This is a genomic window from Vibrio sp. STUT-A11, from assembly GCF_026000435.1.
In the GTDB taxonomy this organism is placed as follows: Bacteria; Pseudomonadota; Gammaproteobacteria; order Enterobacterales; family Vibrionaceae; genus Vibrio.
Window position 1 is genome coordinate 795,152 of sequence record NZ_AP026764.1, and the last position, 13,243, is coordinate 808,394.

A 13,243-nucleotide genomic window follows, 5' to 3' on the forward strand; every position below is an offset into this window, starting at 1 on the left:
CATGGCAATGAGTAAAGCATCACTCAAAGAGAAGTTAGAGAACGAGCTGAAAGCACAAGGGTTCGTTCTTACAGGCGAATTCGCCATGGCAGGGAAGATGGCAGAAGCAATCGCCAATGCTGTGTATGACGAAATCACGCAAAACGCCGAGGTTCCCGTGACTGGCGGTAGCTCTGCTGGTACTTATCAAGTCACCTAACACCTTGTCTCACAGCGTTAGACATCTTTACGTTGCCCTATAGATAAATCAACCAATCTATAGGAGCAAAGAAACTTGAACATTTCACCAAACGACCTACTGATATACCTAGGAATAATTCATACCTCTATTCTGATTATCAACGAGCTATCAAAGCTTTAGCTTCCAGCCCATAACAATTATCAAAGTAAGCGCCTATTTAGGGCGCTTTTCTTTTACCTCGAACATCTGCAGCAATTACGCGCCCGATGCGGCTAAACCACAAATAGGAGCATCCAGTGACGGAAGGCGACCGATAGGTGACGGAATCCGCACTCCTCCTCCCCACCTGCGACGTTTTCGATCTGGTTTTTTCGCAATTTTGATTTAGTGAAAATCTACTGGGTTAAGATAGACGTAGAACACGCTCTAAAGCCTTTTGCTGTCTGGGCTTCGAGAGACACGGAAATCCGCTGAAAAGGGCTTATATTGTGTCTGATAGAATTTCAACAATTGCGCTTTTTTTCGATGAACTGAAAAAATGATGATCAGAAAAGATCTTGGTTTGAATTGTAACCGATTGAATTATATGGGGTGTTGTGATTTTTTTCAGGTTTTTGAAGATCTGGTGTGTAGAATGAAAGATCTAACTTATTTGTGGTGAAGCCAGATGGAATAAGGCCTAAAGGGGATCTTCAGGCCTTTTCAAAAATTTCAATTATTACATTTAAATAAACTAACTCAGAACTTTGCTTAGTTCTGTCATCCAATTGAAAATTATATTTCCACTAACGCCGTACATCGAATTTTTCAGTAGTTCTGACAATTGGCTGTAGGTGTTGGGTGACTCTTTTTGAATTACCTCAAGAGCTTCTTTAGAAGCTTGTTCATCCTTATCACTAACACCGTTATCCAACAAGCTTTGGATCTGGCCAAGTGCATCGGCAAGCTTTTGATTACCAGAAGATTGGTCAACAAGGGATTGTATAGTGTTGTCGAAGCAGTTCAGTTGGGCTAGTGTGATTTTTTCTTCTTTGTCTATCTGTTTTCCAATAAGAACTTGAGAACCATGTGTGAGTTGCATTTGATTACTCAAACACTGGCGCAGGAATTCGACTTCATTTCGAGTGGCTACTACATCATTTTTGTAACGTTCATCAGCTAACATCAGTAGTTCTTTCTTATGCTCGAGCTGAGTTTCAATCATAGTAAGTTGCATTTTGAGCTCACTAATTTGAATTTTGTTGTCGAGTAACTCTTCAGGTTCCTTCTCTCGAATAACAACTTGTGTATAGGTATCCAATGCTTCTTCAACGATTTCTTGATTACCATCAGGAGTGTCAATGATCATCCGAACAAGACAACCATCTTGTTCAATCCGAACCTTTGCATCTATATCAGGGTATTTTTGCTTAAGAATTTCACCGAAATACGACAAAATCCCAACACCTGCTTGATAGTTTTCAGGAGTGAACTCCAGTACTCGTTCGAAAGTGGGTGTTTCAGAGTTACTCTTCAACTCAATAACTTCTATTGATGAGTCTTCTTCAGATACAGTAAATATCACCATAGGTTTTTTGTGATACAGAGGAAGAACTTTACTCTCAATGTAGTGAATGAGTGTTTGACTGTTATATTCTGGATTGGTTTCTCTCTGATATAGAGGGATATGAAGCCATTGAGGAACCGCGTCTAATACTATAAGTAGATTGATGTCGCATTCGTCATAGTTCTGATCTCTTACTGTCTCAACGAGGCACCAACGGTCAACGTGCTTTTCCAGAGCTGGTCCCGAGCCAAATGAAAAGGCTAGAGAAATTCCATATTTTAACAAAGGAATATCAGGTACTAGTGCTGTTTTTCTGTCTTTGTTCGCTTGATACCAACCAGAACGGCGAGTTGCAACTCTTAGTTGTCTGCTTACTGTCGTACTTCTTATGTTTTCCCGATTAACTGAGCTAGAATTACTGCTTTTATTTTGCAACTCACTTAAGGAATAGTAGGAGACTTTGTCGAGCAATTGCTTTATTTCATCAATTGCTCCAGTTTTATTCCGTAACAACTCCCAACCACCATGAAAGCTAATCGCCTTATTTATATACATTCCCGTTTCCCGAACTTGCCACACAGTCAATGCACACCAATATAACCCATTGACACAAAACGGGCTATGACCTACGCTACAAACTCACTGGCAAAATCCAGTGATGGGATTGGTACCCCGAATTATTCACAAAGGCACATAAGTGCCAGCGTTTTGCTGGTTTTTTTTATGTGTGGCTTCAGCACATCTGAACATAGACGTTTCGCGTAGAAACCGTACTATCTGAATTATGGTGGGCTGGGCGGGGCAGCTTCGGCTGGCCGGTTCCTTTGTGACGGTAGTACCAACCCTGTTCAGTTCACCACCCATTGATTGGTACCTTTGAGTGGTGATTTAAAAATCACAAAGGAGGCTATCATGTCTAATCTAACTATTCTTTCAAACGATGTTCGCTCGTTCGACGGTTTGTATTCATTAAATGATTTACATAAAGCAAGCGGTGGCAAGCAAACACATAAGCCTGTTCATTTCCTAAAGAACAAACAAACCCAAGAATTAGTTGATGAGATTGAGCAAAGTAAGAATTCTTACTTTGCAGTTAAGACAAAGCGTGGTGGGGCAAATGCTGGAACTTGGGTATGCAAAGAACTGGTTTACTCATATGCCATGTGGATTAGCCCTAAATTTCACCTCCAAGTAATTCGCGCGTTTGACCAAATCGTATTTCAGCAAGACCAAGAACCTCAGCTACTCGATTACAAGCCAGACCGTAACATCCCAATCAACGATCTAATCTACGAAATCGCGCAACTACGTGGCGTTAGCACTGAACAGGTTCGTATCCATTATAGCAACGTGTTTAATTCTCAAAACTGGACAAAAGAAAACGAGTTAATTGCAGCTGCCGCACGAACAGTGCTCCGTAGAGATATGCAGGCAGAATTGGAAAACACATCTCCAGACATGCGTCATTTACTGGCAATGGCAAAGCTCAAAGGTTTACGTTTGGTTAATGAGTCAGACTATCAAAGCTTCCAAGCCAGATTAGAAATGCAACAGCAAGAACTTGAAAAACTGATTGATGAGATGATGCGAGTGAGCAGAAACCACCGCTCGTTAAGTGGCCATAGTTTGTGGGGCTAACTGACAGTACCCATAAAACAAAAGTGGCGACATAAATTTATGTCGCCACTTTATCGCCATTTAAACCGCATCAAATATTTAAGTATTTGATAAATAATGGTTTATTATACTTATTCGTCTTACTTAGTGTAAGATTGAGCGATGTTGTCGATACGCTCATTTGCACGTGCTGCTTCTTCTTGTGCAGACATTGCAGCGTCTTTAGACATGCGAACGTCAGATTTAAGAGATTGTACATCTTGGTTTAGCATACTAACCTGGTTGCTTAGCTCGTCTAGTTTAGTAGCTGTTGCTGCATCATCAGAAGAAGCACAACCTGCTAGTAAAAGTACTGAAGTTGCTGCAGCTGCGATCAACGTTTTGTTCATATAAGAACTCCTTGCTTATAGTTAAAGTCTCGCTCCACAGTTTTTATTAGAGGCGAGGTTAAAAGTGGAAACATTGTATCAGTACATGATGTAGCAAAAGTCAAAAAAATCCAAGAATTTCATGGAGTACCTGACGTTAACTTTTACCTGAGCCTAACAAAAAGCAATAGTCAACCTTTCATTGGCTCCCACAACAGTCCATTTAGCAGGTATTTTTGCCACCTTCCTGATATCAATAATTTAGACGATATTGACGCAAATGAAAGCTTCTATCCGCAAATAAACGCAATATGCATGGATCAGTCCGAAAAATCTGCGCTATCAATATCACAGCCATGTATTGATGCACTTAAGTTTAGGGCATAGTTCGCTGCTGTGCAGCTTTAACTTAATTGAGCCTAAAAAGTACCTTTATCTTATCTTCAATAATTAGTTTGTGTGATCTCTATCTATACTCCTATGATTTGCGGTATTATAGCGGGCTTTTATTTTTTGCTACGTTAGAGCGGAATGACATTACACAGCGCTCATATTGACTGATTTATTGGAGAATACTTTGCAATTTAAAGATCTAGGCCTAGACAACCGATTGTTGAAGAACCTAAAACACTACGATTTCAAAAAAGCGACTGAGATCCAACAGCAAGCAATTCCTGTTGCGATTGCAGGCAAGGATCTATTGGCATCTTCGAAAACGGGTTCGGGCAAGACTTTGGCGTTTGTATTGCCGATGCTTCACAAGTCACTTAAGACAAAATCGTTTTCTGCGAAAGATCCTCGAGCGGTCATTCTGGCGCCAACGCGTGAATTGGCCAAACAAGTCTATGGTGAACTGCGCTCGATGCTGGTCGGTTTGTCTTACGAAGCAACTTTGATTCTTGGCGGCGAAAACTTTAACGATCAAGTCAAAGCATTACGTCGTTACCCTAAATTCATCGTGGCAACACCAGGACGTTTAGCGGACCATCTGGAGCACCGCTCTCTATTTCTTGACGGACTAGAAACTCTGGTTCTGGATGAAGCTGACCGTATGTTGGATTTGGGCTTCGCACCTGAGCTTCGTCGTATTCACAACGCTGCTAAACACCGCCGTCGTCAGACGTTGATGTTCTCGGCAACGCTCGATCACGCGGAAGTGAATAGTATTGCCTCTGAGATGCTGAATGCGCCAAAACGCATTTCTATCGGTGTTTCTAACGAAGAGCACAAAGATATCACGCAGAAATTCTACTTGTGTGATCACCTTGATCATAAAGAAGCGATTCTAGATCGCGTTCTGGCTGAAGCTGAATACCGTCAGGTGATTATCTTTACCGCAACACGAGACGATACTGAGCGTTTGACCGCGAAGCTGAACGAGAAAAAACTCAAGGCAGTAGCTCTGAGCGGTAACTTAAACCAGACTCAACGTAATACCATCATGAGTCAGTTTGAGCGCGCGGTGTTTAAGATTCTTGTCACCACCGACGTCGCCTCTCGTGGGTTGGATATCGCGACAGTGACGCACGTTATTAACTTTGATATGCCGAAGCATACGGAAGAGTACGTTCACCGTGTTGGCCGTACTGGTCGTGCGGGTAATAAAGGTGACGCGATTTCTCTTGTTGGTCCAAAAGACTGGGATAGCTTTAAACGTGTTGAAGCATACCTGCAGCAAGATCTGTCGTTCTCCGTTTTCGAAGACTTAAAAGGCAAGTTCAAAGGTCTGAAGCCACGCAAGCCGGATATGCGTAATAAGAAAGGCGAGCCGAAAAAAGCACGTCCTCAAGCTAAGAAAGTTGCGAAGAAGCCAGTTAAGCGAGACAAGACCTTCTACAAAACTGTGTCTGTTGGTGATGATGTTTTCATCCCTAAAAAGAAGCCAGCAGAACCGAAAGCAGAAGATTAATTTCTAGAATAGTTACCCTGTTTTAACCAAGAAAAAAGCTCCGCAAAAATCGCGGAGCTTTTTTATATTACGAATTTGAAAGCACAAGTGACTAAATCTGGAATTGCTTCAGTTCCTGCTGCTGTTTTTCTGCCAAGCCAGACAGTTCTTGCGCGGCAGCTGCTGATTGAGTAATGCCTGTAACGTTCTCGCTGACCAGCTGATAGATGTTTGACAAGTTATTGTTGATGTCTGTAGTGACCTGCTTTTGCTCTTCTGAGGCTGTGGCTACCTGGGTATTCATGGCATTCAAATCAGAAATAGACTGACTGATATTATTGAGTGAAAGGCTGACTTGTTCTGCGATGGCTTGGTTGTCTTTCAACATAGCCAGGCTAGAGTGCATGCTTTCATTTGCTGTCCCTGATTGTTGCTGAAGCTCCTCAATGATGACCTGGATTTCTTTGGTGGATTCTTGAGTTCTGGCCGCGAGCATACGCACTTCATCTGCCACAACAGCAAAGCCACGACCACTTTCACCTGCGCGAGCCGCTTCTATTGCTGCGTTGAGAGCCAGCAAATTCGTTTGCTCAGAAATGCCTTCAATAACGTCAATGACACGGCCAATTTGCTCAGATTGTTCTTTTAATGAAGTGACAACCACTGCGGCTGCATTAAGCTGCTCGGCCATTTTCGCGCTTGCTCGAGTACTCTCTTCGAACATGTTTAAGCTTTCTGTTGCGATCTGTCTAGCCTCTGTCGAAGCGCCGTCTGCGAGTTGAGCATTATTGGAAACTTCTGTCGCTGCAGACTCCATTTGATTGATCGCAGAAGCCACTTGTTCGACTTCCTGCTTTTCTTGATCGGAATTGGCACTGCTCTGGGTCATGACCGTTGCAAGCTCGGTGGAAGCAGAAGCGACATCTTCGCTGATACGAACCAGTGAGCCTACGGTGCTACGCAGCTGAACGATAGTCTGGTTCACATCATGAGAAAGTTGGGATACTTCGTTTTTTCCGATTTCTTCAGCGGTAACTAACAGGTTTCCTTTCGCGACCTCACGCATGGTGTTTTGCAAGTTACGAATTGGAGTCACAATATAGTTGGCTAAGATCCAACTAATCAAGGATGCGGCTAACAGAATAATTGCAATGGATATTGCACTGTGAGCCAAGGTGTCAGAATGCACCTTTCCGTTGGCTTGGACGTCGCTCATTACAGTCTGATTCAGCTTTTCAGACAGGGTATCAATAGCGGTAATCATTTCCTCGCCCGCGACTCGATAATTTTCCATGGCAATTTCGAATTTTTGATCAAAGCTAGCTGTGGTGGTTTGACTTGCGTGCTTTTGAGCAAGTAATGGCGTCATGGTGATACGTGTGAAATCAACATAATGGTTCATTGCTTCTCGCATGGCGGTGACTTCTGACTGAACTCCAGGCAGATCATTAATGGAATCTAAGAATTCACGGCTTTCTGTTTGTCTTTGCGATAACTCTTGATTTAACGATTGCACATCCTCGGCTTGAAAAAGGCTGTAAATGGCTTTAATGCGCATCGCATAGGTATTATCGACAATGGCGCTCAGTTCATCTTTATGAACGATAAGACTTTGAGTGGATACTGAAACCTTATTAAATGCTTGATCTAACTTATTTATTCCGACAGTGAGTCCTATAACAAGTAAAATAACAGTAAACAAAACAGGCAAAAAGACCTGTAATTTAATAGATAGCGTGCTTAAAAATTGACGCATGATTACCCTCAAACTGAATGAATTATTATGTGTTTTATTCTAGATTTGAATTCTAATCAATCTCTTTTTTAAATCAATAGGTTAGAGTTATATCCTTATGGTCTGTAGTTATAAAAAACGTTTAAATTTTAATTGGCTATGCAAGTTGTAAGGGAAATGTAAGTAAGTGGTAAAAATGAATAGAGAGGAAATGTGTAAGCGTCAGATTAATCGGTCAATTTCCATGCTGGATAGGTAATGTGTCATAGAGGCTTCAACTAAGTGAAACACAACTGTCACATTCGAGTTCTAAAGTGAGCACCGTTCAAGTGAAACACAACGGCAATAAAGCCACTTTAAGGAAATTGTGATGAAAAAGACAGTAATCGGTGCAATCGCACTTCTAGGCGCAATGGCAGTGACTCCTGTTTCTGCTAAAGAAACTATCTCTGCAGTGGGTTCTAGCAGCGTAACTCCACTGATGGAAGTTTTCTCTGAAACGTACATGAAGACAAACCCAGAAGTATTTATCGAAGTTCAGGGTCCTGGTTCTTCTGCTGGTGTTAAAGCAGCAAAAAATGGTTCGGCTGACCTAGGTATGTCTTCTCGTAACCTGAAAGACTCTGAAAAAGAAGCAACGCTTATTGAAGAAGTGGTTGCACGCGACGGTATCGCGGTTGTCGTTAACCCACAGAACAACCTAAAAGGTCTTACTGCGGAACAAGTAACTTCTATCTACAAGGGTGAAGTATCAAACTGGAAAGAAGTGGGCGGTGAAGACAAGCCAATCGTAGCTATCACTCGTGACACTGCTTCTGGTACTCGTGGTGCATTCGAAGACATCATGTCTCTTAAAATGAAAGTTTCTGGTAAGAAAGTTTCTGCAATCTCTCAACGTGCGCAAGTTGCTAACGGTAACGGTGCTCTAAAAACGATGGTTGCTTCTAACCCATACGCAATCGGCTACATCTCTCTAGGTACTGTTGACAACACAGTTCACGCGCTAGCAATCGACAGCGTAGATGCGACAGTGGCTAACGTTAAGAACGGTTCTTACAAAGTAGCTCGTCCTTTCCTTGTTCTTTACAAAGAAGGCAAGCCATCTGCTGAAACGCAAAAATTCCTAGATTGGATGCTAACTGAAGATGCTCAAAAGCTAGTTGACCAAAACGGTTACATCTCAGTTCACTAATCCCATCGAGACGCTTAAATTTGCTCAGCCCGCCGTTTAGGGCTGAGCCTTTCTATCCATAGTGTTCACTGGCCATTGCCCAGAACCGTGAGATTTTAAAATGACCATCGCGACAAATAGTGAAAAGCTTATGAATACTGACGCTAAAGCTATCAGCAAGCCACGACTACGAGAAAAACGTAGCATTGACTGGAAAGAGCGTATCTTCCACAGCTTGTTTCTCACCAGTGCCGTTATCGGCATCGTATCATTAGCAGTAATTGCCTACTTTATTGTTCGAGAAAGTATTCCCGCCTTTCAAGAAGTTGGGGTTTCGGGCATCGTTTTAGGTCAAAACTGGCTCCCACCTGCGCTTTACGGCGTAGCAACCATGATTGTGGCCTCCATCGTTTCAACCGCTGGCGCGGTAATGGTCGGTGTTCCGGTTGGTGTTTTGACTGCAATCTTTATCGCTGAAATCGCGCCTAAGCGTTTAGCTGACGTCATTCGTCCGGCTGTAGAGCTGTTGGCGGGGATCCCTTCGGTGGTTTATGGCTTCTTTGGTTTGGTTATCATCGTTCCATTGATTCAAAATATCTTCAACGTGCCAGCAGGTAACACGATTCTTGCCGGTATCATCGTTCTTGGTGTGATGATTCTACCGACGGTTATTACGGTCTCTGAAACCTCTATCCGTGCTGTACCTCGCGCATACAAAGAAGGTTCACTGGCACTTGGCGCTTCAAAGATTTACACCATCTTCAAATTACTTGTGCCTGCGGCTCGTTCAGGAATTATGACGGGTGTGATTCTTGGTATCGGTCGTGCTTTAGGCGAGACGATGGCAATCATCATGGTAATGGGTAACGCACCAGCTATGCCAGAAGGCATTCTGGACTCTGCACGTACACTAACGGCGAACATTGCGATTGAAATGTCTTACGCAAGTGGTGTTCACGCAAACGCACTTTACGCTACAGGTGTGGTACTGCTGGTCTTCATCATGACGTTGAACGCTGTACTTCTTTACCTAAACCGAGAAAAAGCGAAGTAATCGCTCGTTAATGGTGACAATTATGGATCGCGCAAAATTAAAACAAGCTCGCCAGTTCAAAGATAACGTCTTTAACGCTTTCGTTTGGATCTCGGCTGGATTAACGGTAGGTTTTTTGTTCTGGATTATCTGGTACATCCTATCAAACGGTCTACAACACGTAGACTGGAACTTCATTACTGACGACTACACACGTACCGGTGATGAGCACGGTATCTTCCCGATGATTGTGTCAACCATCTACATGGTTATCGCATCAATCGCAGTAGCAGCACCATTGGGTATCATGACGGCAATTTACCTGACTGAATACGCAAAAGTGGGCAGCCGCTTGGTGAAAGTGATTCGATTCTGTACCGAATCCCTGGCAGGTATCCCGTCGATTATCTTCGGCCTGTTTGGTATGACTTTCTTCGTGGCCATTCTTGGTCTTGGTTTCTCGATTCTATCGGGCGCACTGACACTAAGTATTCTGATTCTGCCCGTTATCATCCGTACAACGGAAGAAGCACTAATGGCAGTACCACAAACGTATCGTGAAGGTTCTTACGGCCTTGGCGCTTCTAAAATTTACACTATCTGGCGTTTGATTCTTCCGAGCGCAATGCCAGGTATCTTAACCTCGGTCATTCTAAGTATTGGTCGTGTCATTGGTGAGTCTGCTCCAGTATTTTTGACAGCAGGTATGGTGGCTCGTATTCCTGATTCTCTATTCGATTCAGGTCGTACGTTAACCGTTCACCTATACAAACTAACTACCGAACTGTTTACCGTTGAAGAATGGAATCAGGCATACGGTACCGCAACAGTACTTATCGTGGTTGTGCTTTTGATCAACATGGTAACTAAACTGATTGCAAGACGTTTTAACACCGCAACTTACTAACTAAATAAATTAAGAACGCACGTTAAAAGACACGAATTCAAGATTTAAGAGATTAAGAACATGAACAAGTTTGACATTGAAAACCTAGACCTATTCTACGGCGAAAACCAAGCACTGAAATCCATTCACCTGCCTATTCCTGTTCGCCAGGTAACGGCGCTTATCGGCCCGTCAGGCTGTGGTAAGTCAACATTGCTACGTTGTTTGAACCGCATGAACGATCTTATCGAAGGCGTTAAGATCACCGGAAAACTGGCAATGGATGGCGAAGACATTTACGGCAACATTGATGTCGCGGATCTTCGTATCAAAGTCGGTATGGTATTCCAAAAACCGAACCCATTCCCAATGAGCATTTACGAGAACGTGGCTTACGGCTTACGTGCTCAAGGCGTGAAAGACAAAAAGCACATTGATGAAGTGGTTGAACGTTCACTTCGTGGCGCAGCACTTTGGGATGAAGTGAAAGATCGTCTTAAGTCGCATGCATTTGGGCTTTCTGGTGGTCAGCAACAGCGTCTGTGTATCGCTCGTACAATTGCAATGGAACCGGATGTAATCCTAATGGATGAGCCAACATCGGCACTGGACCCAATTGCGACACACAAAATTGAAGAACTGATGGAAGAGTTGAAGAAGGACTACACCATCGTTATCGTAACCCACTCAATGCAACAGGCGCGTCGTATCTCTGACCGTACTGCATTCTTCCTTATGGGTGAACTGGTTGAGCATAACGAGACGCAAGTGATCTTCAGCAACCCACAAGATGACCGAACTCAAGGTTACGTAAACGGTGACTTTGGTTAATCAACAGTATACCCAAATAACCTCGAGATGCTTGGTTCAGCGAGAATGACTTGGCTCTCAGACGCGGCAACGATTTGAAGATCTAGTGGTTCTAAATCAAAAATCGTTAACAAAGACTGTGAGTCAAGACAACTCGCCCTTCGGGAGCGTGTCACTGACACAATTTCTGCGTCAAATAACTTGGAAAGAGCTTGCTATTCCGCTGCGTTATTTTCCTTGAACTAGCATCAGTGACAACGCTCTGAATCCGGCATCTTGAAGTCATTTGGGTATATATATTGGCATAAATACATAACTATAAGCGATGGTAACTTTGCCCCTCTTTACGAGGGGCTTTTTTTTATAGTTTTTCAAGCTGAGGATTAGATTGAGTTCTTTTCGTCTTGGACAACTTGCTGATATTGGCCAGCAGGGAATCTGAGCTCCAAGGCTGTTGTTGAGCGCTGAAACGAGCCTGATTCATCACTTCAAGATCGTGTTTTACTGCTTCCACGACTTCTGAATTCAACGATTCACGGTTTGCATCTAAATATTCGTTAATGGCTCTTTCGATTTTGGCAGCATCGCCTTGCTTGATAACAGCCTTAAGTCCGTCAACGTTTAGCTGAGTTTGCGAATTTATCTCTCGATTTTTACTTTCTTGCGGACGCTTTTTCCAAACCACAACCGTGATGATGGATGTTATTACCCACAGTCCTGCAAAGACAAAAGTGAGCACTCGCCATAGTTCACTGACGCCACTTTGAGGAACCGGGGATTCTGTCGTTGCTGGCGCTTGTGGCAGAGTCGTTTCTGGCAAGGTGATCAAGCCCATATCACTTTGTTCTACATCCAGCTCAATGGCCGATAGTGTTGCCTGTTTGGCTGCGTCCTGGCTACTGTTCCACCAGTTAAGGGTATAGCCAGGCAGAGTAAAAGTGCCTACTTCTGTTGGTATGATCACTTGTTTCACTGTCATGGCCAGCGTGCCATCACGCGTTGTTGCAAACTGCGGTTGTTCTGGGTACACACGCAGTGACGTTGGGTAATCCATATCAATGCGAGGTAAGAACTCTGCTTGGGTTCCACGCGCCTTGATTTGAATAGTGCGAGTGATGGAAGAGCCTTGCTTTACTTTATTCAGTTCATTTGGCGATAACTTGTTACCCTCGTCGTCTTGCCAACTTTGCGTCATCTCTAACGCTGAGGCAGGCAACCATTTCCCCTGAAACTCCGCAGGAATGGCTTTGACCGTAATCGGCATTTGTTCAATGTTGGTTTTGATTGGCATGACCTTGGTCGAACCCGTCAGGCTATCACCGTAAATGTACGAACCTGTCAGCTGTGGACCATTTAACGTGTAAGTGCCGGCAGTATCCGCGGTCAAACGAAAAGATTGCTCTACAACCGTCACTTCAAGCCCAGCCATGACTTGCTGACCTTGTTGCATTTCTCCAACGGGTTCGAGTTTCATCCCTTCAATGCTGGGAGGAATGATCTTAGGGTTGTCCAAGCGACGAGTATCTGCCTTGATAATAAGCTGCATACGCAGGTTCGCCGATTGCTGCGGATATAAAGTATGGTTGTCGACGCTCATTGAGAAGTTGAACAGATCGTCGAGATCAGGTTCCGTTTGACTCGCGGTTACTCGCAATTTAATTGGTTCAGTACTCATTCCGTCCACGCTAAAGCTAGGAATGGTTAACACCCCTTCTTTCATCGGAGCGATAGAAATGCTCCACTCGGTACGTAAATATTTACGCCCATTAATATTATTGCTGGATCGGCCATAGCGAGGTTGCCCTAAGAAAAAGTCTTTATCTAATACACTGAAATCGATCGCATCGGAACTCAACTCCGTGTCAGCCATGATTCTCAGGTTGATGACTTCGTTTTTCACGGCTTGAGTTTTGTTGACACTTGCTTCGAGATTTTGAGCCGTTGCCGACATACTCAATAACAGGCTGGTCAAAAAAATAAAGACCAGCATTACGCCTTTTTTCATCAC

At 43.5% G+C, this 13,243-nt stretch carries 11 protein-coding genes; 7 read left to right on the forward strand and 4 right to left on the reverse strand.

Features of this window, described 5'->3' with window-relative positions:
- Position 1: 1 nt before the first annotated feature.
- Complete coding sequence (locus OO774_RS19255) at positions 2 to 199, forward strand: hypothetical protein (protein WP_264908451.1); 198 nt, start codon at positions 2 to 4, stop codon at positions 197 to 199.
- Positions 200 to 914: 715 nt separating this feature from the next.
- Here OO774_RS19255 and OO774_RS19260 read toward each other — a convergent pair.
- Entirely contained in the window at positions 915 to 2,282 is a 1,368-nt protein-coding gene (locus OO774_RS19260; RefSeq protein WP_264908452.1) for a hypothetical protein, read from the reverse strand.
- A 357-nt stretch (positions 2,283 to 2,639) separates the two neighbouring features.
- Here OO774_RS19260 and OO774_RS19265 point away from each other — a divergent pair, with 357 nt between their 5' ends.
- Positions 2,640 to 3,365, forward strand: coding sequence for a KilA-N domain-containing protein (locus tag OO774_RS19265; RefSeq protein ID WP_264908454.1), 726 nt, complete (start codon positions 2,640 to 2,642; stop codon positions 3,363 to 3,365).
- Between the two features lie 119 nt (positions 3,366 to 3,484).
- Here OO774_RS19265 and OO774_RS19270 read toward each other — a convergent pair whose 3' ends face one another.
- Positions 3,485 to 3,733: an Lpp/OprI family alanine-zipper lipoprotein gene (locus tag OO774_RS19270; protein ID WP_264908456.1), complete on the reverse strand. Its 249-nt coding sequence runs from the start codon at positions 3,731 to 3,733 to the stop codon at positions 3,485 to 3,487.
- A 544-nt stretch (positions 3,734 to 4,277) separates the two neighbouring features.
- Between OO774_RS19270 and OO774_RS19275 the strand changes: the two genes are divergently transcribed.
- A complete protein-coding gene (locus OO774_RS19275; RefSeq protein ID WP_264908656.1) occupies positions 4,278 to 5,621 on the forward strand; it encodes a DEAD/DEAH box helicase in 1,344 nt (447 codons plus the stop codon).
- 91 nt (positions 5,622 to 5,712) lie between these two features.
- On the opposite strand, the gene OO774_RS19280 is transcribed toward OO774_RS19275, so the two are convergent.
- Complete coding sequence (locus tag OO774_RS19280) at positions 5,713 to 7,356, reverse strand: methyl-accepting chemotaxis protein (protein WP_264908458.1); 1,644 nt, start codon at positions 7,354 to 7,356, stop codon at positions 5,713 to 5,715.
- A 349-nt stretch (positions 7,357 to 7,705) separates the two neighbouring features.
- Between OO774_RS19280 and OO774_RS19285 the strand changes: the two genes are divergently transcribed.
- The 4 genes from OO774_RS19285 to pstB all read left to right on the forward strand — a co-directional run bounded on the left by OO774_RS19285 (position 7,706) and on the right by pstB (position 11,256).
- Positions 7,706 to 8,527, forward strand: a complete 822-nt coding sequence (locus OO774_RS19285; protein WP_264908460.1) for a phosphate ABC transporter substrate-binding protein — start codon at positions 7,706 to 7,708, stop codon at positions 8,525 to 8,527.
- A gap of 100 nt (positions 8,528 to 8,627) precedes the next feature.
- Positions 8,628 to 9,560, forward strand: a complete 933-nt coding sequence (pstC, locus tag OO774_RS19290) for a phosphate ABC transporter permease subunit PstC (protein ID WP_264908461.1) — start codon at positions 8,628 to 8,630, stop codon at positions 9,558 to 9,560.
- A gap of 22 nt (positions 9,561 to 9,582) precedes the next feature.
- Positions 9,583 to 10,446, forward strand: coding sequence for a phosphate ABC transporter permease PstA (gene pstA, locus OO774_RS19295; RefSeq protein WP_264908463.1), 864 nt, complete (start codon positions 9,583 to 9,585; stop codon positions 10,444 to 10,446).
- A gap of 60 nt (positions 10,447 to 10,506) precedes the next feature.
- On the forward strand, positions 10,507 to 11,256 hold the full coding sequence (gene pstB / locus OO774_RS19300; protein ID WP_264908464.1) for a phosphate ABC transporter ATP-binding protein PstB: 750 nt from the start codon (positions 10,507 to 10,509) through the stop codon (positions 11,254 to 11,256).
- Between the two features lie 340 nt (positions 11,257 to 11,596).
- Here pstB and OO774_RS19305 read toward each other — a convergent pair whose 3' ends face one another.
- Positions 11,597 to 13,243, reverse strand: a complete 1,647-nt coding sequence (locus OO774_RS19305) for a BatD family protein (RefSeq protein WP_264908466.1) — start codon at positions 13,241 to 13,243, stop codon at positions 11,597 to 11,599.

Excerpts from the sequence above, each read along its gene's own strand:
- OO774_RS19255 (WP_264908451.1), top strand. The coding sequence starts at position 2 with ATGGCAATGAGTAAAGCATCACTCAAAGAGAAGTTAGAGAACGAGCTG.
- OO774_RS19285 (WP_264908460.1), top strand. The coding sequence starts at position 7,706 with ATGAAAAAGACAGTAATCGGTGCAATCGCACTTCTAGGCGCAATGGCA.
- pstB (WP_264908464.1), top strand. The coding sequence starts at position 10,507 with ATGAACAAGTTTGACATTGAAAACCTAGACCTATTCTACGGCGAAAAC.
- pstA (WP_264908463.1), top strand. The coding sequence starts at position 9,583 with ATGGATCGCGCAAAATTAAAACAAGCTCGCCAGTTCAAAGATAACGTC.
- pstC (WP_264908461.1), top strand. The coding sequence starts at position 8,628 with ATGACCATCGCGACAAATAGTGAAAAGCTTATGAATACTGACGCTAAA.
- OO774_RS19265 (WP_264908454.1), top strand. The coding sequence starts at position 2,640 with ATGTCTAATCTAACTATTCTTTCAAACGATGTTCGCTCGTTCGACGGT.
- OO774_RS19260 (WP_264908452.1), bottom strand. The coding sequence starts at position 2,282 with ATGTATATAAATAAGGCGATTAGCTTTCATGGTGGTTGGGAGTTGTTA.
- OO774_RS19280 (WP_264908458.1), bottom strand. The coding sequence starts at position 7,356 with ATGCGTCAATTTTTAAGCACGCTATCTATTAAATTACAGGTCTTTTTG.
- OO774_RS19270 (WP_264908456.1), bottom strand. The coding sequence starts at position 3,733 with ATGAACAAAACGTTGATCGCAGCTGCAGCAACTTCAGTACTTTTACTA.